This window comes from Brasilonema sp. UFV-L1 (assembly GCF_012912105.1).
GTDB lineage: Bacteria > Cyanobacteriota > Cyanobacteriia > Cyanobacteriales > Nostocaceae > Brasilonema.
On the sequence record NZ_QMEA01000102.1, the window covers coordinates 1 to 24,670 of the forward strand.

The 24,670-nt window shown below is 44.6% G+C and carries 16 protein-coding genes and 1 pseudogene; 10 read left to right on the forward strand and 7 right to left on the reverse strand.

Annotated features, from left to right (window positions below; genetic code table 11):
- Positions 1 to 164: 164 nt before the first annotated feature.
- From DP117_RS24410 to DP117_RS24425, 4 genes are all read right to left on the reverse strand, one after another.
- A complete protein-coding gene (locus DP117_RS24410) occupies positions 165 to 995 on the reverse strand; it encodes a uridylate kinase (protein WP_169220826.1) in 831 nt (276 codons plus the stop codon).
- Positions 996 to 1,020: 25 nt separating this feature from the next.
- Positions 1,021 to 1,878 (reverse strand): uridine kinase, encoded by an 858-nt coding sequence (locus tag DP117_RS24415; protein ID WP_169220827.1) that lies wholly within the window; start codon positions 1,876 to 1,878, stop codon positions 1,021 to 1,023.
- 52 nt (positions 1,879 to 1,930) lie between these two features.
- The gene (locus tag DP117_RS24420) at positions 1,931 to 3,052 is read right to left on the reverse strand and encodes an RRXRR domain-containing protein (RefSeq protein ID WP_169220828.1); all 1,122 of its coding nucleotides are present in this window, start codon (positions 3,050 to 3,052) and stop codon (positions 1,931 to 1,933) included.
- Between the two features lie 235 nt (positions 3,053 to 3,287).
- Positions 3,288 to 4,139, reverse strand: a complete 852-nt coding sequence (locus tag DP117_RS24425; protein ID WP_211176316.1) for a class I SAM-dependent methyltransferase — start codon at positions 4,137 to 4,139, stop codon at positions 3,288 to 3,290.
- Positions 4,140 to 4,730: 591 nt separating this feature from the next.
- Here DP117_RS24425 and DP117_RS24430 point away from each other — a divergent pair.
- Entirely contained in the window at positions 4,731 to 5,081 is a 351-nt protein-coding gene (locus tag DP117_RS24430) for a hypothetical protein (RefSeq protein ID WP_169220830.1), read from the forward strand.
- A 511-nt stretch (positions 5,082 to 5,592) separates the two neighbouring features.
- On the forward strand, positions 5,593 to 8,016 hold the full coding sequence (locus DP117_RS24435; protein WP_169220831.1) for a multicopper oxidase domain-containing protein: 2,424 nt from the start codon (positions 5,593 to 5,595) through the stop codon (positions 8,014 to 8,016).
- Between the two features lie 267 nt (positions 8,017 to 8,283).
- On the opposite strand, the gene DP117_RS24440 is transcribed toward DP117_RS24435, so the two are convergent.
- On the reverse strand, positions 8,284 to 8,844 hold the full coding sequence (locus tag DP117_RS24440) for a hypothetical protein (protein ID WP_248277810.1): 561 nt from the start codon (positions 8,842 to 8,844) through the stop codon (positions 8,284 to 8,286).
- 463 nt (positions 8,845 to 9,307) lie between these two features.
- Here DP117_RS24440 and DP117_RS24445 point away from each other — a divergent pair, with 463 nt between their 5' ends.
- The 4 genes from DP117_RS24445 to DP117_RS24460 all read left to right on the forward strand — a co-directional run bounded on the left by DP117_RS24445 (position 9,308) and on the right by DP117_RS24460 (position 15,628).
- Positions 9,308 to 10,234, forward strand: a complete 927-nt coding sequence (locus DP117_RS24445) for a DUF5131 family protein (protein WP_169220832.1) — start codon at positions 9,308 to 9,310, stop codon at positions 10,232 to 10,234.
- Between the two features lie 228 nt (positions 10,235 to 10,462).
- The gene (gene speB / locus DP117_RS24450) at positions 10,463 to 11,359 is read left to right on the forward strand and encodes an agmatinase (protein ID WP_169220833.1); all 897 of its coding nucleotides are present in this window, start codon (positions 10,463 to 10,465) and stop codon (positions 11,357 to 11,359) included.
- Positions 11,360 to 11,804: 445 nt separating this feature from the next.
- On the forward strand, positions 11,805 to 13,553 hold the full coding sequence (locus DP117_RS24455; protein ID WP_169220834.1) for a hypothetical protein: 1,749 nt from the start codon (positions 11,805 to 11,807) through the stop codon (positions 13,551 to 13,553).
- A 428-nt stretch (positions 13,554 to 13,981) separates the two neighbouring features.
- Positions 13,982 to 15,628, forward strand: coding sequence for a hypothetical protein (locus DP117_RS24460; RefSeq protein ID WP_169220835.1), 1,647 nt, complete (start codon positions 13,982 to 13,984; stop codon positions 15,626 to 15,628).
- A gap of 309 nt (positions 15,629 to 15,937) precedes the next feature.
- Here DP117_RS24460 and DP117_RS24465 read toward each other — a convergent pair.
- Positions 15,938 to 16,749: pseudogene (locus DP117_RS24465) on the reverse strand (IS1 family transposase).
- A gap of 674 nt (positions 16,750 to 17,423) precedes the next feature.
- Between DP117_RS24465 and DP117_RS36490 the strand changes: the two are divergent.
- The 3 genes from DP117_RS36490 (at position 17,424) to DP117_RS24480 (ending at position 20,603) form a co-directional block, all read left to right on the forward strand.
- Positions 17,424 to 17,744, forward strand: a complete 321-nt coding sequence (locus DP117_RS36490; protein ID WP_339380971.1) for a hypothetical protein — start codon at positions 17,424 to 17,426, stop codon at positions 17,742 to 17,744.
- Positions 17,745 to 18,791: 1,047 nt separating this feature from the next.
- Positions 18,792 to 19,565, forward strand: coding sequence for a hypothetical protein (locus DP117_RS24475; RefSeq protein ID WP_211176317.1), 774 nt, complete (start codon positions 18,792 to 18,794; stop codon positions 19,563 to 19,565).
- A 276-nt stretch (positions 19,566 to 19,841) separates the two neighbouring features.
- Positions 19,842 to 20,603, forward strand: coding sequence for an iron-containing redox enzyme family protein (locus DP117_RS24480; protein ID WP_169220836.1), 762 nt, complete (start codon positions 19,842 to 19,844; stop codon positions 20,601 to 20,603).
- Positions 20,604 to 20,887: 284 nt separating this feature from the next.
- On the opposite strand, the gene DP117_RS24485 is transcribed toward DP117_RS24480, so the two are convergent.
- A complete protein-coding gene (locus DP117_RS24485; RefSeq protein ID WP_169220837.1) occupies positions 20,888 to 22,276 on the reverse strand; it encodes a hypothetical protein in 1,389 nt (462 codons plus the stop codon).
- 497 nt (positions 22,277 to 22,773) lie between these two features.
- On the opposite strand from DP117_RS24485, the gene DP117_RS24490 reads away from it, so the two are divergent.
- A complete protein-coding gene (locus DP117_RS24490; protein WP_169220838.1) occupies positions 22,774 to 24,525 on the forward strand; it encodes a hypothetical protein in 1,752 nt (583 codons plus the stop codon).
- Positions 24,526 to 24,670: the final 145 nt, after the last annotated feature.

A 24,670-nucleotide genomic window follows, 5' to 3' on the forward strand; every position in this document is an offset into this window, starting at 1 on the left:
CAAGCTTTTTCAGACTATTTAGTACATTTGCACCGGGGGAAGTTCAGCTTAAACTTGTCACAAACACTGATAGCTTAAATGCACATATACATTCAATTGTCAATCATGTATATGCTACTTTAAGGTGTGCTCGCCCTGACTGTACCTCTACTCAGGTGAGTCAGTTACCCAGCGTAGACAATCGTACCGACGTGTTCGCCCTGCAACGCAGCTACAATCCGCTCCGGTTTCCGCCCATTGACAATTTGGAACTGCCGGATCAGCTTCGAATGGTCTAACAAATCGAGCAAAATGCGATCAAAAGGAAGGGTTTCAAAGTTGCGCTTCTTAATCTCGCTGGAGGAGATTTCGCCAATGAAGTTCGCAGTTGGATTTGTTTTCGGATCTTGGTCATAGAGTCCGTCAACGTCTTTGACCAAGATCGGATTCTTGCAACCGAAGCACTCAGCTAGGAGAAAAGAGCCAGTATCGCTGCCGTGGGGCGGAATGCGTCCGAGCGCCGGAGGATGCTCCCACAGGGAATAAGGCGGAACGCCAGTAAAGATGACTCCTGGTACAGTGTGGATGAACAGTGGTAAGAGGTGACCAAAGATTTCCGGCGGGATGGCGACGACTCCGTAGGGAGCCAGCAGAGCACCAAGAATGTGAGCGTTGCCGAGGGCATCAGCTTGGGCTAGTTCAGCTAGCACACCGGTGGGCATGCCTAAATCAATACCAATCGAGAAGAGGTGCCGACTTCTAGCGCCTCCACCAGTACCGATGATCAGCTTCTTTGATTGGAGAGAGGTTGCCAATGCCTCAACCAGCGGGTAAGTCACCGCACGTCCCGCATCAATAATCGATCTTCCGCCAATCTTGATGACATGAGCGTCCGGTAGCATGCGGATGACCGGAGTTTCTGTTGATTTCTGGAGATCCTTATCAAGAAGGCTCTCCCGCATTAGCATAGATTTGAGATGGTGGCGCTGGTCGCCGTTTCTTTCTGTGTAGACCATGTTGTCAATTGCTCGTTATTCAATTTCAGTCAGCATAGATGAGGCTGCCCACATCTTCCCCATTGAGGGCACGGGTTAGATTTCCCCGTTCGAGTCCGTTAATCACCCGAATTGAGCGCCGATTTTGGGCGTTCTCCATCAAATCGAGTACGGAGCGTTCTACAACGACATCTTGCAGATCCATCGCCTTCAGTTCCGCCACCGATATCTTTTTGATAAACTTCGCGTTGCGATCTTTCTTTGGATCGGCAGTGTAGAGTCCTTCTTCGTCTTTGACAAAGATCATGGATTTCGTGCCAAACACTTCGCTAACTAGGTAAGTACCAGTGTCAGTGCGGTAAGGCGGAATCCGTCCCACAGATGGATTTTTGTGCCAAAAGGTGTAAGGTGGCATACCAAAGAAGACTACGGCTCCACGCTCTTTTAGATAGTGGGCAAGCTGCCCAAACTGTGCGGGTTCAATAAAAGGGATGCCGTAGTTAGCTAACAGATAATTGATCATTCTGGCGTTTTGCATACTGACAAAAGTACCAAGTACGCTCAAAACGCCGTTCGGAAGACCCAAATCCAGCCCGACACTATAAGCATGACGAGCACGGGTTCCTCCGCCACTGCCAATGATCATCTCATGATGACCGAGGTTTTCTACAATCTCCTCAATCAACGGAAAAACGGCAGATCGACCCCGGTCAATGAAGCTCTGTCCACCAATTTTGATGACATGAGCGTTAGGTAAAATCTTAATTGCTGGTTCGCGACCAGTTTCTGCTAGCACTCGCTCGTCACTCAGTGAACCTGTAACTAGGGATTTCCCCAATTCAGAAAGGAGCGTATCATTCTCACAAAGGAGCGTATTATTCTCAGAAAGAATCGTATTTTTCATCGTATTTCCGCGAGATACCCCGTCCCTCAGCGAAGCAGGGCGGGTGAGGTTGCTAGGTCAAGCCGACTCCCAAGGGTGGGAGGAGGTTTGACACTTTCCGAGTTGACAGCACGATCAATCCCGTGCTTCGCTGTATCAATCGGACTTTCTTGGCAGTGAATTGTCCTAGACGCTTCCAGGACACATCACTTACAGAAACTTGTTTTTCGGTATCGCCACTTACCCAACCGCGACAAGTTTTTGCAACTTGGGTTGCTTCAACGTAATCACCTTTCCTAAAACCATGTCGAGTTACGGTTCCGCCATATTTGCGTCTAAGTCCACCTTTCGCCGGAACCATGAGATGTAATTGACGACGCGAAACCGGAGGACGTTTAATGATGGCGAATTGAGAAGCAGTTATGGCAACCTGACCTTTCCAACCCATGCTGTTGATTGATGTTATTCCGTACTTAATCCAACGACTAGCAGCAATCGTGACGCCATCCACGGCGTGAGTCTCTGGAACTTGACGTGACTTGTCTTGCTTGTCTTTGGGTAATCCTAACTGCTTGCGCAAATTAGAAGTTTCCCATCCTAGAATGGTTGAGAGTTCAAGACCGAATTGTTTTTCTATTTGCTTGAGTAGCCATAATTGCCCGACCATGACAGGACTGAATCCTTTGTTACCTTGCGCCATGACACGTTCAACAATGATGTTTTGAACGGGATAGATTTTAAATATTTCGTTCAAAACTCGCAGTTCAAGCGTTTTGTTGGCGAGGATACTAGGAGGTACTTTCTTTTGTTTGCGATTATCAAATCGCTCTTGACGATGTGCTCTTTTGTGGAACGCAATTTTGCGGTCAATGCGTCTACCACGTCTACCACGTCGCATCATTGCTCTCTGGGACATCCTGTCTTTTACCGTTTTGAACGGTAAAATAACGTGCAACATTAGTAATGTTGATTTGGTAGATTGAACACCAACCCCAGAGTAGAGTTTGCCTGGGTCTAGTCCAACAGCAATTGGTTGAGTTTTGGTGTTACTTGGAGCAACGGTTAACTGTACATAAAAAACACCGAGTTTTGACCATCGCTTGATTGCTTTACCATCTTTTACCCAACGTCTAGCACGGCTAGGAGTTGTGGGCATAAGTGGTTTTCCGTCTTTTGAAACTACTGGAATTCGCATTTAAGATAATTCTCCTTTAGGAGTTGATGTCCCCTCGCCCAACACTGACAGAATGACTTGGCATTACCCAACACTGTCGGCGAAACAGTTTGTAAATAGACCGAACTGGGGAAGTATCCGGTAGTACGTGTCAGTCAGTGTCTCAACGGGCTAGTCAAACACGCAAGATTCGCCTCTTGCAAGCCCCGTCCCTCTATAGGGCGGGGTTATTGACAGAGTCTAAACTTGATTACAATCAGTCAATAGGCGGAAGATAAACGCCCTGTAGGACATAGGCTTCTTCAGACTCGACTCGTTGGTCAAGTCCGCCGAAGTTTGCCTCTGCCCAGATTTGGAGATCGTTGAGGATCTCTTGTTGGATATCGCTGGGCAGGTGTATGCCAGCCAAACCCTCTTTCTGTTGCCAGCTATTAAGCGACTGCCACGGTGTACTCGCAACCTTCCACCGCGAGACGACCACAGGATCTATCACCTTAGCACCGCGCTGGCAACATAATTCAATAAGTTGGCGCTGCTTCTGTTCTCCTTTGCGTCCCTGGAAACCAAGTTGCTGAAGTCGATGTTGCATCTGTTGCTGCATCAGTGCTTTCACGCTTTCTTTTTGCCGTTCAACTCTGCCAAGAAGCAGGGCTGCACCTTCGCTGCGGGCAATACGAAAGCTTTCGTTAACAACATGTTCGAGTTCCAGCAAGTGTATCGCCCGCGAACTGAAGATGACACGGACTGTGCTATCTGTCATCGGCCACTGTTGATTGCCGTCAGCTTGGATCAGCTTCCAATTGTCCGCTTCGGAGTCTAGATGCATCCGGAATATATCGAGCATGGGTTGGGAAAGATCTAATCCCACATATCGAACTGGGGACTGAACAAACCACTTGCCGATCGCACCAGTTCCGGCTCCAACCTCCACGATCAAATCGCCCGGTTGGACAAGAGCGATCGCCAACACAGCTCCAACTATCTCGCGGCAGACTATTTCGGGCAAGCCGACGCGCTGATCGTAGGTATCAGCTTGGCAATCAAAAGATGGGGGACTGTATTTCACTGCTGTAATAGGTCGTGATATCTCCTCTATTATTTTTCTCACATTCCCCACCATAAATGTTGGGCAAAAATATTTTTGTGCGCAAAAATTTGCGTCATCTACTTTTAAAGCATACCAGGTTTAAAGATTATAAATTTGGAAATTGCTATAGCTAATTAGATCAACTCAATGAAACATAAATTTTTTGTCGGGCGCACTGTTCGATAGTGTATATTACCAACTGAAGTTGGTTGCTTACCAACTAAGTAGGAAACGTTTGCTGTTATAACATTCTATATTAATGTACTCTACATTGTGACGTTTTTTAGGTTAACTCACATTTTGGATCAAGAAAAATTTATGTTATTTTTACAATCCGTCGTACTAAGCCTAAAGCCCTTAGTTTACAGGGAAAAGCCAATAAAGTTATGTAACTATATTGCGCTGTTTTTGACTAAGCCTAAGCTTATAGGTATTGGTGCAAGATCTGAATTAATCTTATTAGCATAACTAGAGCAATAACATTCTTAGATCGATCTGGAATTTTTATCAAATTTTTTGTAATTATCATGCGATTTCCTTTACAGATTTTAATTAAATGGTGCAACAATATGCGATATAAAAAAAACGGTGTTGGATTTTGACAGACAGATTATGGATAAACAAACTTTAGTTGACGCATTACAAGCTGAAGTAGACAAAGAGAATCGTCCTCCAGAGGAGAAAATTTTCATCAGGCTTTTGCAAGAGGTTTGGCAAGTCGATTGGACGGTAGCTCCCTACGATGTGTGGACTCGTATGATAGAGTGGGACGTTCCCTATTTTCTGCGATTTATGGGTATGGATGAAGGAGACGAGGAGCAGGAGGAGCAATTAATCCAAGATTGGATAGCATCAAGGACACAGTTACGAGCAAAAAATACAGGACAAGATTGGAGACGGCGAGTCAGTGCGTTGATAGACGAGATGAATCACGTGCGAGTGCGTGTCAGGCAAGATGCATAGTAACTAGTTCTCTAGTTATTTGATTCTCTTTGACAATTTCTGACGAATGGAACGCAGATAATCTGGAAACACGTCATTGCTTTGTTCAAATTATCAAAGTTTTGAGCAACCATAGATAGGGATGTGGCGAGGTATGTGGATCCACTGCAAAAAACCGAGCCAGCCCTCCTTAACTAGTTTTCTTCTCCCAAAGTCTGTCGTAGAGGTCATTTCAAATTGAAGGGGCAGGACTGGCTGTGATTCGGTTTTTTATATCTATATGCTTATGAAGTTTGGTTAAGAGCAGGCAATTGTGATGCTTTTTTCCTAGTAACCCAAGTTGCTAGTTATCAAAAAATGCCTTTTCTTAAGTATAAAATTCCAATAACGAGTATTTATAAATACTCGTTATTGGAGATTTAGTATTATTGAGATACGGTTTATAACCACATAACTAGCAACTTACGTTAGTAGCAAAAAAAAGCTGGACTCCCTTTGAAGAAGGGTTAAAAATTTTAAGGAAAACGGAATAATGACACAGAAAGAGCACTCTCAGCAACAAGAGAACCACGATCAGAAGATAGAAGCCCAGCGATCGCATCTGGGTAGACGTCATTTCTTGAGCATTGGCGCAGGAGTCGCAGCCGGGTTTGCCTTTGCCCTCCCTGCTGAAGCCCAAAGAGTTCCTGGAAGCGGGCGAGGCGGTGGTGGCGGTGGCGGCGGTGGCGGCGGTCGAGGTAAATTCGGACAGTTAACCCCCACGACCTCATCGACTTTCCCGCAGCCGCCAGTTGCCCCTCTCGGAACCTCGGATAAGCCCACAGAATTGGCAATTGACTACATCTCACAAGACATTCCCATGCCTTCGGGCGAAATTCAAAAAGCAGTAACCATGCGTTACTACCGCTATAACGATCAAAGCGCTTTCGTACCGACTAAAGAACAACCGATTAGACCAGGACCAACCTTCAGATTCAAAGCGAGCGACTTATCACAAAATACGTTAAATGTCAAATTCCGTAACAATCTACCCCCCAATGAACCTGGCCACTATCCGCAGCCTCCCTACCCCGGTACAGGCTGTCATGGGGTCGTTGACAAGCCAAAATGTTTCAACACAACGAATTTGCATTTTCACGGGTTTCACGTCTCGCCGATGAGTGTTGATGCCAATGGTGAGACAGTGTCTAGTCTTGACTCTAAGGTGGTTCGCTCCTCCGACGATCCGTTTGTGGAGCTTAAACCTAAAGGGGAAGAAGGTAGCACGGGCGAGCATCTCTACCAAGTCGTCCTCCCGATATTCCACGCCCCTGGCACCCATTGGTATCATCCCCACAATCACGGTTCTACGGCATTACACGTTGTTGATGGGATGTCGGGGGCATTGATTGTCGAAGAAGAAGGAGATGCCGTCATACCTGTCGATCAAGATTTAGTCTGGATAGCTCAGGAAGTGCTCAGTGTCAACCCGGTTGTCCAACCAGACCCCAACTTGCCACCCGTCCCTGGCGATCAGATGGTTTATAATTGTAGCCCTTCATCCGACCAATTTACCATTAACGGCGTGTACCAACCGAAGCTCACTATGCAGCCAGGGGAACTACATCGCTGGCGGTTTATCAACGCAACGGCAACGGTGCGAGGCTTTATTAACATTAAGCTGGTCAAAGTTGGGGAAGACGGCACACAAGCACCGCAAGATATGCATCAGATCGCCGCTGATGGCATTAGCTTTTACGGTAAGTCGCCTAAGCGAGTGCAAGAGTTGCCTCTTAATCCTGGGAATCGAGCTGACTTCTTGATCCAGATTAATGAACCAGGAACCTACCAGGTCATTAAAGGCAAGTGGGAGGAGGCACGAGGAAATTTAGGTAACCTTGGGACCGACATACCTGCACTGATGCAGAAAGGACCACTCAAGACGCAGGTACTGGCTACTGTAACAGTAACCGGCTCTCCGGTTGCCAAGCTCAAAAAACTTCCCAGCAAGATTCCTGGAAAAGTACCCAACTATCTTAAACCGATTACAGACGATCAGATGCTGCGGGAAGAGTCGGGTCAGATCTACCTTCGACCCGTTGTTTTCGGGATATACGAAACAATAAGAACGCAAAGTTGCAACACTTACCAAGTGGTATCACAGACTGATGATTCAAACCAGACACAGTTCTACAAAGATGTTCTGGCAGGCATTCTCAACCCAGGAGAAGCTAACCCCAACCCCAGACTATTTCAGATTAATGGCAAGTCTTTCACTCCCAAGACAGGAGATGATTACATCTCATACATTCCTGGTAAAGAAAGTACGGAAAATCTGAGTTATAAAGTCAAGCCATACAACCCAGGCAGATTCATCGAACATGACCACCGCAACGAAACGGCACAACTCGTCAAACTCAACACCTGCGAAGAATGGATTATTTACAATTACACCAATGTGGTTCACCCCTTCCATATCCACGTCTGTCCCTACCAAGTTGTTGAAGTGTACAATCCCAACGTCCATGATAAGCCGATTAAATTTGACCCAAAAGAGGCGGTTTGGTACGATAGCTATGGAGTTCCTGGTTCCAAATTCGAAGTGATTAATGAATCATTCAGTGCTGAGAACTTACAAATAAAGGAAGGCAATGTTGGCTATATCAAGGTTCGCCTTCGCTTCTCGGATTATTGGGGTAAGCAAGTCTTCCACTGCCACCTTCTCAACCATGAAGACCAAGGCATGATGCAAAACATCTACATGTTAGATGATGGTAGAGCTAACAATCCCTTTGTTCAAGTGGCAACCTCGGCAGAGCCTTGTCCAGGGTTGACAATAGGTAAGCCAGGTGCTCTTCCAGCTAACTACTATCCTCCCTCAGATTTTAAAGCAAGTGACATAGGTGGAATACAGCAGTTTCCTCCCCAAGTCCAGATCGCTAGGGATGGTCAATTTATAGGGATTTCTAAGGCTTGATAGCTAGCAAGGGTGATGAACGCTCAAGTTCTGGAGTTTAATGCGGGCTAGCAAAAATCAAGTACCCAGTTACAAAAGAAGGTGAGTACTACGAGGGTATTGGAAAAGGTAAACTGAGAATATTGGAAAAGTTTACCTTTTCCAGCCGTCTTATTGTTATTAACCCCTTTCCCTAGCAACGGTGGAAGGACTGGATAGGCGGAAACCGAATCTCTAGCGCGAATTGCCTGAACTTGGTTCTCGATTTTTTCAGAGTTTGTGAGAAATCTAGGACAAACAGCCCTCGAATGTTTCTTTCCTCAAATACTTGTATCTATCTGTGCTTTCTGTGGTTTGTGACAATGGCGTTGTAATCGTCCATAGGGCACGATTGTAGTAATTGGCATCAGCTCCAACGACTTTAGGACTTTCAAAGCCGCTTGATGCTAACCAGCCTCCCTCATCTCCTCGCTTTCCTTTGATTGGGGCTCCATCGGAAAATAGATACCGCTTTGTCTCTTTATTTTCAAAGATAAAACCATCACCAGTTGGTATAATTGTCCACAGGGCACGATTGTAGTAATTGGCATCAGCTCCAACGACTTTAGGACTTTCAAAGCCGCTTGATGCTAACCAGCCTCCCTCATCTCCTCGCTTTCCTTTGATTGGGACTCCATCGGAAAACAGATACCGCTTTGTCACTTGATTTTCAATCAAAACAGGTTTGTTTAGTAGCTCATTGATATTTGCAGCAGAAGCTGCTTTAGCAGTGATAAAAAACACACCGAGCACCACCACAAGGCTAAAGCAGATGGCCCTAATAGAGGAAATTAGAGTTTTGATTTTCATGATATTGACTCACATTTGGACTTTCGACAAAAACTAACGCTTTTGCTGAGATTTCAAGATAGTTGCCTACTTAAAAGTTTTTATTAGGCAGGTTACTTTGCAATACGGTTCAGTTAGGGCTGAACGGTTGGAATTTTAGGCGTGTCGAACTTCGTCTGAACGCATCTCTACATAGGTTAAAGGTTAATCATTTGTCTTACAGCGCTTTGCATTTAAATGGAGTACACCTCTGACCAACCTTCCCACCCCCCTTTCATCCCTCCGAGGTCGCGGGGGAACAGAGGGGGCGCGCAACAGCGCGGGTGGGGTATTTCAGTACTTCACCAATTTGCAATCTGCTGTAACTTAACTGTATTGGCTTAGCTCATACAATCAATCACTTTATAGTCACTTGTCAAGCTTTTCACCATAAGTATTTTAAAATTAAACAGAGAAAGAAATTTAAAACCTATTTAAATAAATAATGCCAACCACAATTAAATGTGTTGTCATTCCCGACAACCCAGAAAAACCAAGAGAAACTCTCAACCCCACAGCTGGATGCATCCCCCGATTTCCAGGGTGCAAGTTGTGCTACGCGCAGCATATTGCAGCATCCCTTGTCAATCGCTTTGGCAGTGAAAAATACAAGGAAGTCGTAGACCTTGAAACCAAACATTGGAATGGCGAAGTCCGCTTTTTTCCAGATGTACTACAACAGCCAAGGAAAAGAAAAAATCCCTGTTCGTACTTCATCGGCGATATCTCAGATATTTGGTATGAGAAGGTAGAAGATGCTTGGTTAGAAGAAATATTTCAAATGGTCTACGAGTGCGATCGCCATATCTTCTTAATCCTCACTAAGTATCCGGAGCGGATGCTGAAGTGGATCAAACAAATGGGGTTATTGAAAACTCCTAAAAAGCACATATGGTGGGGCACATCGGTTGAAAATCAACAATGGGCAGACATCAGAATGCCCGTTATTAGTCAACTCACTGAATTGGGACATAATACCTTCATCTCGGTTCAACCTCAGTTAAGTCAAATCAACTTTAACCTGGCTAAAATGCCTATTCTCTGGGCAGTCTTCGGCGGAGAATCAAAGCCATTTGCCGCTCTAGAAGAAGCGCGTCCGTACCACATTAGATGGATTGAGGATGGACTGAACCAGTGTGAAAATTTGGGCTTCAAAGTTGCTCGTTTCGTCGAACAAATCGGTACGTTTTGTGTAACTGATACTTGGGAAGCCGAATTTTGTACAAAATTAACTGAATCCGAATTGAGTCGAGTTAGAGGAATTGAACCAGCAGCTTTGTACCGATATCAAATCAAAGGCAATAAAAAGGGTGGTGGCAGTTTAGAAGACTTATCTAAACACCTACAAATCAGAGAAATTCCTTACCTATAGCAGTCATAAATCATTTGTGAAAAATTTAGAAACCTGGTAACTCTTGCGAAACCGGGTTTGGTGGACTCCAGTAATTTATGCGCTGCGCGCAGGCTATGCCAACACAACATGGTTAATTTGTGAGCATGCGTAACTCCTACCATGATCAGTTTTTACAGAGTTAAAATTGGGCGCTCGCCTAAAAAGAGTCAATCTGGAGCCAAGTTTCTTAATCATGCGAGGTAAAAAGTGCAAATTTCCAAACCAGCGATTCCTTTTGGTGGCTGTTTCACGACTATTTCAGAAACTCAGATAAACAGTCAATTAGTGTTTGTGGGTTTGCCAGATGATGAACAGTCGTCTTACCGTCAAGGCTGCGCTAAAGGACCAGAAAGAATCCGTAACGCTTATGATGGCTATTGTTACAACACTACAACCGAATCTGGTATCGAGTTGACGGCTGCTGTGCTCGATTTGGGAGACTGGCTACCACAAAGTTCTTGGGAGTTAACAGCACAGAGCTATTACGAAAGTGCTCAGTCTCTATTTCGTGCGGGGAAAATCCCCTTTTTTGCTGGTGGCGATCATGCTGTAACTATTCCAATTGGTAAAGCGTTGGATGTCTTAGGTGAGCCAATTCATGTTGTGCAAATTGATGCACACCCTGATCTGTATCCTGAGTTGGATGACAATCCCAATTCTCACGCTTGTGTAGCAGCTCGCTTACTAGAGTTGAAGCATATTGCCTCAATTACCCAAATTGGGATTCGCACCATGAACAAAATTCAAAACCAGCAGGCTAAACGGTTTAGCGATCGCTTTCATTTGGTGTCAGCGCGTGAGTTACCCGAACAATTAGAAGCACTGCCACACCTTGAAGAAGGCGCACCAGTCTACCTAACCATCGATTTAGATGGTCTAGATCCAGCCTTTGCTCCTGGAGTTTCCCATCCTGTTCCTGGTGGATTGAGTTCACGACAGGTACTCAATCTGATCCAACAGGCACGGTGGAATTTAGTTGGTATGGATGTAGTCGAGTTAAACCCAGAGCGGGATGTGAACGATCAGACTGCAATTCTAGCTGCTAGGTTACTGCATGAAGGTATGGGATATGCACTAAAGCAATCTTCTCAGTGCAACATTTAAACTAAACAATTCCAATATTTCTACTTGAATCGATAGTTATGGCATCACCGTTAAAGGTCTTCTGCCTTCTGCCCTCTGCTTTTCTTCGGTCAAAGGGTCTTGCGGAGCGAATTTGAGGCTTTGATCCGTTTCTTAGTTTACCACAGATGTGCCAATAATTCTATCGCTTATATGGGCACACTTATCTTGGCGTCAAGAGCTAGGTTCATTGCTTAGCAAGGCTTTAAGGACTTTTTAGTACATTTGCACGAGGGTAAAGTTCAGATTAACTTTTGCAAGAGATTTATTATTAATCAAATTTTCGTGACATAACATTGACGAGAACTGTTTGTGTTATATAATACCGACATCGTCAAAAATTGGTAATTCTAACCTATATTCGAGGTTTTCGTCATCTGTAGTTAGACCGAATGGAAATCAATAGCCAAATTGAGGATCGGTATATATGCTCGTTAAATTTTTGAGACCGAAGCTCGCCAGAGTAAGCGTAGTGGGGTTTCTCACTCTGTTTCTAGTTTTAGGCGGGTCTTGGCTCGCCTCGATCAAAGCTAGCAGCCAGGAAGTCGCACCCAACTGCGAGCCTGTCGCTGCCGGCAAAATTTACCGCTTCGTTATAGGAGAGGACACCTGTATTACGCCTCTGAGCGACTCGTTCATTCAGAACCTCACCGACCCGTTTGCCACGAGTGTGCTGCGTCAGGGAATTTTCCCGGAGAACGTCGAAGACGTAAATCAGGCGATTGGGTCTACTTTGGGTTATAGCCCGACGGTTTTCCTCGAGGGGGAAGGGTCGCAAATCCCGGCAACCGCTGTTCCGAGGGAAGAGTCTCGCAATATTCGCTATCAGTTCAGTTATGGACCGAATGAAAACGACGCCAAAATCTTTGTCGCCCCGGCGTCGGGTCCTGCTGGGCGACGTCCCCAGTTTATTGAGGTTATGGCTTTTGACGAGCGAACCAAAGAATACAACTACTATATCAACTCAGGCCAGGTGAACGTCAGTAGTGATGCTCCTTTTGTGTGGTCTTGGAATGGCAGTACTTCTTATGCACGAAAACCCAAAACGATGGGACAAGGTTGTTTTGCCTGTCATCATAACGGCATTCCGATGATGAGGGAGATAGAGCTTCCTTGGAATCATTGGCAGTCTCAGCGAGCCAATATTTCCCCAATTAACATTTCAGAAAAAATCGCCAGCGAGAGCTTCTTTCTGCAACGGCGCGGTGCTGAGATATTTGAGTCTCTCACCAGAGGCGAGATTGAAAAGTACTACAAGTATTGGTTGAGAGAGCGCATCCGCAAGCAAGGCAGCACCATTTCTATCAGTGATGTCGATGAAATGTTGCGCTACTTGACCACCACTACCACCGTTAACTTTAAGTCCACTGACGTTCAGAGCAAAGGATCGAATACAAGTCCGAAGAACCTTGATATTACTGGCGTTCCTCCCAACGACACTTTCTTGTCGGACACGCTTTTCCAAACTACTTTGGGGTTGAATTACTCCACCCTTTCGGTGAGTTTGCCTCGGGATGACTATGATGCCTATCTGAATAAATATGACTTCAAGTTGGTTGGCACCAAAGGGTTCGCGCGCGAAACCGAGAAGGCATTTGAGTATCCAGGCGCGACCTATTTTGCCTTCTACGTGCCGCAGGTAGCAGCAGAAGACATTTACGTGACGCAAAGATTGCTGCAATCGAAGGTTGTGACGGATAAATTCGTCGCCGCCCTATTGATGGTGGACTTCAAAAATCCGTTGTTTTCCGAAAAACGCGCTTCTCTTCAGAAATACGCTAAGCAGATCACTACTGGCACGATCGCCAATAAAGTCAGCAGCGTCCCCACAGACTTTGCCGCCAAGATTAAACAGACAGGGGCACAAGCTTGCAATGCTGAAAATTTTGACGCTTGCACAGCAGAAGAGCAGTTCCTCTATACCTGGGAGTTGCCCAACGAGCAATGGAAACAGCTAACAGCAAAGCGGCTGCAAGGCTATGTGGACTCCATTGCCAATCTCGAAACGGGCGAACGCTTGGATTACCTGATGCGGTGGAGTATCAAGCAGCGCGATCGCTTTGCCTCAACCCGACCCTTCTGCGCGTTGTACGAAGTCAGACTAATGTTTCCGGAAACCAGCCTATCCGAAGTGCCGGAGTGTCCAGCGCTTCCTACAACGAGTTCTGAAAACTAGTTTTGAGTCTGGTGCGACAAGCGTCATAACTCAATAGCCCCTACCGGGCTTGGCGCAGCAGTTGTGCTTTGACTTCTGATTTTTAGGACTTACGCACGCGCTGCAAAAAAGAGCGGGTTGCAATTGCTTCCCTATGCCTTCTCAAGAGCAACAGAGGCTGCGCCAACGGCACGCACTTGCATTCGGCGCAATGACTATAGTTACGTTGTTCGTGCGTAAGTCCTGACTTTATTTGGTGAGAAGACAACAACTACCAGCAAGCGCGATCGCCTTGACTCAAAGTTGACGATAGCGCTATTCGCGCTTGTTTCTCCCATGACTGTTGTCTTCGCACTCTATTACAATCTCGTGAAAATTCGCGCTAAAACGAAAAATTTACAGCAAGAACTAATTTCGGATAAATTTCGGATAAATGGAGTACTAAAATCATGAAATTCTCGCGCCGTCATTTTTTGCAAGCCACAGGAGCAGCATTCACCGTTTGGGGTCTGCATCAACTGCAATTCAACCGCTACGGCAAAGTTTTTGCTCAAAGTGCCCCCGGCTTTACATTCGATCTACCGGGATTTCAGAATGATTTTCAAGCAGGTGAAGAACAACTTGAACAACTGCTGCGATCGCGCTGGAACGAAGATGTCAATCGTCTGACCGAGCGAGTCTTGCAAAACGAGCCTTGGAATTTCACCAATCAACCCGCCCTCACCGATTATTACAATCCCCGAACAACCGAAGTTCCCGAAGGAGCGCCAACAGTTATCCTCTCTTGGACGACCTATCCCAACCGTATTAAGTATACTTTTCCTCAAGCGGGTCGGCGCAAACTTTGGGAATATGCCGATAATGGAACGCCAGATCCCGACTACGAGCCGAAAGGTCCTCGGGGTTGGCAGGATGAATATGCCGAGTGGACTGTCACCCGCAATGCTGAGGGGAAAATTACAAAAGTCTCATTCAGCAGTGAAACCCGAGAGTACTGGTACGCCTTGTGGGATGTCTCTCCCAATGCCGTGTTGCGCCTTTACAAGCAACTCATTGGCGAGCAAGTCAAACTAGAAGATTTGTATCTGCGGGATGATAGTGGTAATCCAATTGTCGATCCCCAGACCGGACGACCGGCTTACAACGATCTCAATGAGTGGAATAATAAGTCAACCGATGGTTTAGCTCATATGGTTGGTACTTTCAACTTCCAGTTCGGGGCAATGTTCCTAACAGGACAGTCCACAATGGTGCGGCAGAACAAACAAGGAAATCCTATCACTGACCCCAGCAAACTCCTCAACTGCGGGTTGCATGGCACCCCCAGCCGCAATAGCGATCCCTACATTAGTGCAGCAGTCAACGATTTAGTGCGCGGTCCAAAAGGGTTGGGTTCGGGCGTGAGAGTGACTCTCAAAAACCCTATAGGGCTTTACCTCCAAGAACCCAATTTCACAACTTACAAGCTCCCCCGCAAAGCGCCTCGCGGTGCCAAGCCATCTGATTACTGGAAAGTGATTCGCGGTCGCAAGCGCCAAGGTAAAGAAACCTACGATTTCATTCTTCATGCCGTTTACGAAGTTCCACCAGAACTAGGCTTTACGGTGAGCGACATCTCGATTAATGGATTCCCAATCGAGTACGGCGCTCAAATTGCGGAAACCCTTACAGTTGCAGCAATCGGTCAGGGCATCCCTCAAGAAACCCCCCCTCAGTCTTATCGGTGTGTCGAAATCCCCGACAAGCCTTTGCCTTATCCCGATGTCTTGCGGGAACTCAATGTGCTCAAAGTCGGCGAGCGTTCCTATTTAAATATGAGAATCGAGCAAGGAACGACGATTGACAAAGTTGCTCTTAAAGCTCGTAATAGCGAGCGTGATGCCAAAATTGAGTTCGTGGGGGCACCCGGAGTCACCGTAGAAAAGAACGATTTTCGAGAAGAAGAAGGTTCCCAAATTTTTATCCTGACCCTGACTGTGGCAGCGGATGCACCCTTGGGCAACCGATCGCTCCTCTTGACAAATTCCGACGGTTCTGCTGGTCCGGCACGGTTTGGACTGTTAGAAGTGGTTCCTTCTGGAACTCTTGGCAAATAGTATTACTTAATCATTTGAGAACGAGTTCTCTTTCCAGAAACTAGTGTCATATCACAGCAATACTTTGGCCAAAATTAGAGGGTTAGAGCCAGACAAAAAAGCTAAATGCTTCAGACGGTAAGGGTTTCAGGCTTTTGAATTGGGTTTTCAATCCATAGCCTGAAACCTTCATTCTGCGGGCGTTTTAAAAAATTGGCGAAGGTATTGCACAGTTGAATCGAATTGTTGGGAGTAGCTTTAGTGCGACTGCAATAGACCTCTTGCATAAGTAAATTTGGGGCGTTGCTGAACCAAAATATGAATCATGCGTTAAGCGTAGCTCTCCGTAGGAATCGCCTCAAGCTTGCGGGCGCTATGCGCCCGCAGCGCCACTGAGCCATACTTGAGATAATGTATTACTAACCGAATTGAGTATTTAAGCATTTCTTCGGTTTTCGAGTAACAAAAAGTTTTACGATGTAGTCGAGCCAGATAATGCCTTAAACGGCTGTTTTCACCTTCCACTCTTGTCATATACGTCTTACTAACGATATGGTCTTCATTGCTAATAAAGCAAGGATAAACAGGATAACCCTTCGGGTTCGCAGTCCCCTACAGAAGGAAACCTTCTTGCAGGGCTGTCTCACCATCTGTTACGTAGAAATAAGATTGCCAACACTTTATTACTATCCACAAATGTTTAAAAGTTTCTGTTAGCGAAGCGTGGCGTTAGCCATACTTCTATCACCCAAAACCCAAGCTATAATCCCTGGAACACTATGATTTACTACTGTCCACAGCCAAATCTTGTTTTTTTTGAGCCAACAAAAGTTTCGAGTTCATCAACTTCTGTAACTTCTGGTATTTCACTTCTATAAGGTGTATCTGGTAAAGTTCTACCCACTTGCTTCACCCAATTTATCACAGTAGTATGATGTACTTTTTTAACTCTTTCTATCGCACGGAAACCAGCAACCTAAGACGTACATTTCTAGGCACTCGCTTTTAATATCTTCTGTGTATCCTTTCTGGTCATAAGATTCGATGAACTGACGTTTACAGTTAACACATATGTAGTTTTGTTTACCACGTTGCCACCCATTCTTACGAATATGGGTTGATTCACACCTTGGACATTTCATAGCGATCGCTCTAATTCATATTTCTATTCTGCAACGCCAAATTTGGCGTTGCTGAGTCAAAGTATGAATTATGCAATCGCTTCAAGCTTGCGTGCGCACAGCGCCCGCAACGCATCGGAACCATACTGCGGATATGACTTAATGCACACCTTGGACACTGCATAACGATTGCCGGAGGCGCAGCTAGCTTAACGCTCGAATTCATACTTCAATTATGCAACGCCGTAAATTTTATCTGCGTCCATCTGCGTTTATCTGCGGTTAATTATTCATTTTTTTTGAACTTTTGCAAGAAGTCTAAAATTCACACACGATCAAAACAACCGATTCCCAATTCTAATAACAATGAAAATGACACGCAATTTTAGGCGTCTTGTAGCAATGGAAAGTTGTTTTCCTTTGTTTCCTTCACAGCACCCACGGACAAACACATGAGTCCTCCGGGCTACTACATGCTGTTTTATCCAAGTTTTTAGCAACTAGCGATGGTGTTTTCGTAAAACCGCCAAAGTTTTTCAAGCAGCTGCAAAGCAAGCTGAAATTGCTGCAACGCAGACTAGCTAGATTACAAAAGCGCTCAAGAAACTACGAGAGACAACGGCTAAAAGTGCCCTTGCACTTCTCAAGAATGCCCAGAATGTGGTGGTTTAGTCAAAAAAGACCTGAGCATTAGAATTCACATCTGTCCACATTGCGGATACACGACTGATAGAGATGTGGCAGCAGGTCAGAATATTAGAAACCGAGGAATCAAACTCGTTAGTACCGTCGGTCGAGGTCTTACACGAAAAAATTTGGGCAGCCTTATTAGAACGCGTACTCGTCTTGGAACACAGATAAACATTACAAAGGCTGCCCAAATTTTTAGGGGACAAATGCGTGGGCAGACGGGAATGGAAACAGCCTGTGCAGTCGATCTACCGGGGACTGATGCAAGTCAGTCTAGGCCAGTGGCGAAATCTCGTAACAGAGTAACCAGGAAATCTAAGGTATGAGCCTTGGAAGCCCACACTATACCGCTTGCGGTTAGTGTGGGAGGATGTCACGTTAACGATAAAGGAAAACCTTCTCATGCCAAGATGGTGCAGCTCGTTGGGTAGAAACAAACCAGTAAGAGTGAAATCTCTTGCCGTACAAGGATTTTGATAAATTTTGACCGAGAACAGGGTGTAGGAGGTGGGGTGTAGGGGGTAGGGGCAAAAGAAGAATCGTGTTTTTAGTACACTCTACCCCCGAAACAAAAGGGTCCAAGCCCCCACTGAATCTCTGATTCAGTGGTCTTAAATCAGTGGTGGGTCAAGCCCCCAGTAATTTTCCCTACACCCCCACCCAACACCCCACACCCTTCTTCTTGACAAAAATTAGGGTGTAGGGTTTGCCTAACCCATACCCTTCTTTTTGACCGGCTTTGATGACTTTCGCCTCAAAGCATTGTTTGGCAATCCTTTGAGGCTGATAAACTTATATGTAGTGCTTTTTGAGACAATTTCTTGAATAGGAATTAAACTCCCTGCTTGTTGTCATGGTACAATCAGTTTCGGAATAAGAATTTGATAGTTAATAAAAAACAAGTATTATGTCGTGGGGCAACATCGTCTAAAATAAACCACTTACCTAAATTTGGTAAGTTTTATTCGGTAAAGTTGGTGAGACGCTCGATTTTACTCTCAATGTGAGATATCGCTTTTTTAGAGAGAACTTATGGTATGATAACATGCACGCAACGCGCGCCTATTTTCCCCAGACAAAATTTCCAAAAATTGAGCAAATATAAGCATTTGTGTAAAGCTGAGGGTTATGCAAAATGCAATGAATTCTCTCAGACAAAACTGAGTGAACTTGTATGATAGCCTCAAAGTAAAAAAGTAACTCAAATTATTATTTCCTTTGTTCTCGTATTTTAAACAGGAACGAATTTACCCTTGTTTTACTGCGTAATTTCCTTCACAAAGCAGCATCGTATTAAAAAATGTTTAGGAAATATCGGGATAAAAAAAAAACAAGGATAATAAAATTCTGTATCAAGTTACTCAGAACTTCAAATGACACAAGTTGCAATAGTCAATAACTGGGAACAGCAGATTCAAGACAATCTCAATCTTCATTTTTCCCAGGAATCTTTACCATTGCTCCATCAAAAGTTTAAGCGAGAGGGATTTATCAAAGTCCCTGACATCATGCCTCTCAACATTCGTCAACAGATGAAAGAAGAGGCTCTCAGGCTTTTAGAAAAATACTCCGAGCGACGCGATTTAAAGCTGGCAACGACAGGAAATACTCCCAGGAAAATGAGTGTAGTCACCAGTGAATCTATTGCCGCCAACAGCGAGTTCATTAATACTATATATAGATCAAAATCACTGCTAAACTTTCTGGAAAAACTTGGTGGTGAACCTTTCTTACCTTGTCCATCGAAGGACGAAGAATTTTTGATTACCAGACATGAAAAGAGTGGCGACACCCACGGATGGCACTGGGGAGATTATCGTTTTGCCCTGATTTGGATTCTGGAAACCCCACCGATTGAATATGGTGGTATGTTGCAATGTGTTCCTCATACCAGTTGGGACAAGTCTAATCCCAGGATTCATGAGTACCTATGTGAGAATCCTATCCGTACCTATGGTTTTGTTAGTGGTGACATTTATTTATTAAAATCAGATACAACTCTTCATCGCACAGTACCCCTAAATCGTGATGCGACTCGTATTATGATCAACATGACTTGGGGATGCCTTGATGACGAGAAAAGAAATCTTAATGGTAATGATCGCTGGTGGGCAGAAAAAGAAGTAGAAGCAGGTACCTATACTTAAAATTTTAGTTCTGTTGGTTCTATCGCTGCCTTGATGTCTTAATCAGAAATAAAATGGCAGTCAGGGGCTGTTTTCCTTGCCTGGAGTGATTTGTAAGCTTTGTTAACCGAACCGAGAAAACCTTGTTTTTAATGCCATTCCATCAGGGTAACGGTAGAACCGTTTCTCATGTGAGCGTAAAAACATCCACATGAGAAAGGACGAAAATAAAGTTCGCAAACATCTAACTCAAAAACATCTAACTCAAAAACATCTAACTCAAAAAGGAGATTCTCAATGACAGCTATAAAAGTTCAAAAGTTTGACGAAATACAAGAGCCTGATGTTCGTCAACGGTTGAAGGTCAATGATCAAGAAGTCAAAAATTATCTCAATGAGAAGATGGAGTATATTCTCAATCACCGAGCAGTAGAGCATCCTCTTCTCAACTACTATCGAAAAAACAAGTTCACCAAAGAACAAGAAAAGAAATTTTATCTGGAGTGCTGGTACTATTTCCAATACGAGCCATTCTATATTACAAGTATGGCAGTTAACACCCGTGATTATAATATTTTACGGGAAGTGGTACTCAACGTTTATGATGAAGTTGGAGGTAAGGTCACTCATGAGACGCTTTTCCGTCAGCAAATCAACGAACTTGGGATTAGCGATGAAGAAATTGACAATTACAAGTGCTTGCCCACAACCACAGCGATCAATGAAGGAGCAATGAAGCTTTACGGTGAACCCCCAATTGAAAAGAGCTTGGGGGCATTGTATGCTGATGAAACTATGTCCGCCGTGTTGGCAACTCAGCTCAATGATGGGTTAGAAAATCAAGGCTATGACAAGAATGTTAGGAAGCATTGGTTGATGCACCTGAATGTGGAAATTGGACATAGCAATAATGCGTTTAATGCGATCGCACCTTACGTTATCCATCAACAAGGACGGGAATTATTTGAGGCAGGCATAAATAAATACTTGGAACTGCTAGAAGCTTATTGGGATGGAGTTGATTCAATTGTCAGAGGAGAAAAAGTTGCTACAAATTAGAGAAAAGAAGTTAATTCCAGAACGGACATTCTGACAATTTTTTCTCAACCTTTAAATCTGGTGGGTAAAGGGTAAGGGGAAAAGGGAAAAACCTTTACCTTTTAACCTTTAACCTTTCCCCCTACAAAACTTTACATAGTTAGGTTTAATCGCGCCTACTTACTTAGTTAAAAAATACGTGATTTTAACTAAGTGGGTAGATGTCAGTGGTATTTGGGAATTTCATTGAGTGCCAAATTATGTGTCCATTTGACACATCCGTTGCGTGGTGCATCCAGAGAGCATCACTCTTGCATTCCTGCATACAGCAGTCGTACCAATAAGCGGACACCATCACTTTTCTTCAGGGTTGAATAGGAAGGAGAAGGAGCTTCACCGCTACCAATCTCACCGTGATCATCTAGCAATTCTGGATGAAACTGGCAAGTAAACGAGCGTCGGATTTTCTTGGTCTCAAAGTCTTTATAGTTAATACAGGTAGCCGCACATTCTGTGACTATTTCACCAGTTTTTTCTGCTGTTGAACAAAGAATTTCGACAGAATCAGGCAGTTGTATCAACCATGACAATGGGCTTCCAGCTATCACGTGCCGATAAGGAACAATGGCATCATGGATACTGTGGTAAGCCCAGTTAGCAAATAGTATTGCTTCTTCATTCACCTCATCAAAGTGAAACATGGAAATCGAGACTTCACGTTCATATTGAATCGTCGTGTCAATCACACCTTCATGGGTGTCGGACGTCACATCATGAGCATGAATAATTTCCCAAGGAATACCTGATATTTCACCGTCAGGAGATTGATAGGGCAACAATATGCGATTGGCAAATTCCTGTGATTCATTGTGCGTAACGGCAAACTGGTCATCATTCCAGTTTGAGGCAACCAGACGTCCATCATGCTTTTTGACTTTGAGTGTCTTGCCCATAGCCTCGATGCGTTCTGCAACCGCTTGCAGTGATTTAAGTGCTCTTTTGTCCTTGTCGCGTTCTAGAGATGTCGTGCTTAGGACTTGTTTAACGGCTTTGCGGATCAGTCGTATGTGACATTCAGCAGCAAATTGATGCGCAGCACAAATGAAGATGACGGGAGCACTAGCTCGAGAACGCGAAATCAGCAATTTTTCCACTAATGCAAACATATCCTCTCGCGAACAAGCTGGACTTGTCCAAGTGGATGGATCGTATGCTGATGGATTACCTCCTTCTACAACCACCGCATACCCAGAGGTGATTGCCGGAACAACTATCTCTGGATCAAGCACTCCACAAGACCAAACAGGCAATAAGACTGAGTCCATGTCAGCCACCTTCTGGGTAATATAGGCAATGTTTTTGGAAGCTCGAATACCAGCGCCCACATCTTGCCAAGGTTCAATAATAGTTATGGACTTGCGTAACAGATTGGGATGTTTGAGTAAAAACTCAAAATCTTGGTGTGAATTAATCACTTTTTCTAATGGCTTTGCGTGTCCCCATTTAAAACTACCATCAGGAGAAAATAGTTCTTTTTCTACTAATGGATTTTCAGAGGTTCTATCCGCTAAGAAACGACCTAATAAAATATGTACTGATTCAGAATCTGCATAGCTTTGATGTAAGTAGCCAGGAGCTAATCGCCAGTCGGCTGTGGAAGCTTGTTTTTCGTCAGTATTGAGAGAATCATTCATCGTTCTAACACTCGCCTCATATTTTGAAATCTGACATCCACTTTATGATGTAATTAATTGATCTTAAGAAAAAATTTTTTTAAACATATTTTAATCTTTTTTGACAGAAGATAAAAAACTTCCGTATAATTTTAAACTTTAATTTGCTCATTACTACTGCATCAGAGAATGTTTAAACGCAATCGCAATACCACTTCAGATACTGCAAAGCTATTGAACCAGCGATAGAAGATGGTCTTTTGGCAAAAGATAAGGTTGCTCAGTAAACAGCTTTTTGCACAATCAGTATTCGGGTGCCTGCCAACTGGAGTTTAGACTAGTTGTCAATGCGTAAGTCCTAATTCCCTAAAATCTCCCGTTGCGGTTGACTAATTCACATTCGGCGTTAATATCAAAAAAGTGGTCATTTCGTATACTTTGCGGTAAGCTCAAAATGTCGCTTTCAATACATTTAGCGCGAAAAAATCAAGCTCTATGGCAAGATTGAGGAGAAACGTATGCTTACAAAATCTTTAAGATTTGTAAGATTGACTATTACAAAGATAAGTCTAGTGGTTTTTATCACCCTACTTTCGCTGTTAGGCGGAATTTGGTTCGCCTCGGCGGAAGCTAGCACGACACTCTCATCACAGAAGTGCCCAGCGTTAGTTCCAGACAAAATTTACCGCTTCATTGAGGGGCTGGACACCTGCATAACGCCTCTTAGCAACTCGGACATTGAGAAGCTCAACGATCCGTTTGCTAAGAGTTTGCTGCGTCAAGGAAGTTTACCAGCGACCACTGAAGACCTCAATCAGGTGATCGCCGACAAATTTGGTTATAAGCGGACGATTTATTTTGTCGGGGAAGGATCGCAAATCCCGACAACCGTTGCTGCAAGGAACGAGCGTCGCAGTCTTCGCTACAACATAAATTGGGGACCGAATGAAAACGATAGCAAAATTATGCTCTCCATACCTGCCCCTGGCACTAATCAGACTCAGTCTTTAATTGAGGTTGTGTCTTTTGACGACCAAAGCAAGGAATACAACTACTATGTCCATAGACCCCAAGTAGGGGAGAGTGAAGAGTCTCCTTTTCTGTGGGCTTGGGCGGGCAAGACTTCTCAAGCACAACAACCGCAAACGATCGGACAAGGTTGTTTTAGCTGTCATCATAACGGCGTTCCGGTTATGAGGGAGATAGAGCTTCCTTGGAATAATTGGCAATCTCAGCGAGCCAATATTTCCGCAACGTTCCTTCCAGAGGAAGTCGCCACGGAGAACTTCTTTCTGCAACGGCACGGTGCCGAGGTGTTTGAACAGGTCATCAGAAGCACCTTTCAAAACTACTACAAAAATTGGCTCAAAGAGCGCATCCGCAAAGAAGGCAGCATCGCTTATGTTAATGATGTCGATAAAATGTTGCGCCACTTGACCACTACTACCACCGTTAACTTTAAGTCCAGTGACGTTCAAAGCGATGGACACAATACAAGTCCGGAAAATTCTCCTATTGCTGGCATTCCTCCCAACGACACTTTTTTAGCAGACACGCTTTTGCAGACAACCTTGAAGTTAGACTACTCACCTCTTTCGGTGACGTTGCCTCGGGACAAATATGATGAATATTTGAAGAAACATGACTTCAAGTTGGTTGGCACCAAAAGGTTCGCCCGCACTAGCGAAACGGCATATGAGGCTCCAGGCGAGACCTATTTTGCTTACTACGTGCCGCAGGTAGCGGCGGAAGACATTTACGTGACGCAAAAATTGCTGCAATCGAAGATTGTGACGGACAAGTTCGTAGCCGCCCTATTGATGGTGGACTACAAAAACCCGTTGTTTTCCTCTAAACGCGCTTCTCTTCAGAAATACGCCAAAGAAATAACGAACGGCAAGATAATTGATGGAGTCAGCAGCGTTCCCACAGACTTTGCCGCCAAGATTAAGGAGACGGGAGCAAAACCTAGCAATGCTGAGAATTTTGACGCAAGCTCGGCAGAGTCGCAGTTCCTCTATACCTGGGAGTTGCCCGACGATCAATGGAAACAGGTAAGCGCAAACCACCTGCAAGCCTATGTGGACTCGGTTGAAAATCTCGAACCGGACGAACGCTTGGATCGCTTGATGGAGTGGAGTATCAAGCAGCGCGATCGCTTTGCCACGACCCCGCCCTTCTGCAACTATTTCGAGTCCAGACTGCTCTTGCCGGAAAGCGACCTATCCAAAAAACTGCCAAACTGTCCACCAATCACTGCTAGCAATTAGTGTCACCTTCCATGACGCTCCCCATCCTAGCCAGTATCATGAAAAAAGCAGAGGGGGTAGATGAGAAATAGTTTGTAAGTTGTTGGACATTTAACTTGCATATTGTCTGAAAGTAAAACCGCTCCGAAAAACCTATACAAAACTA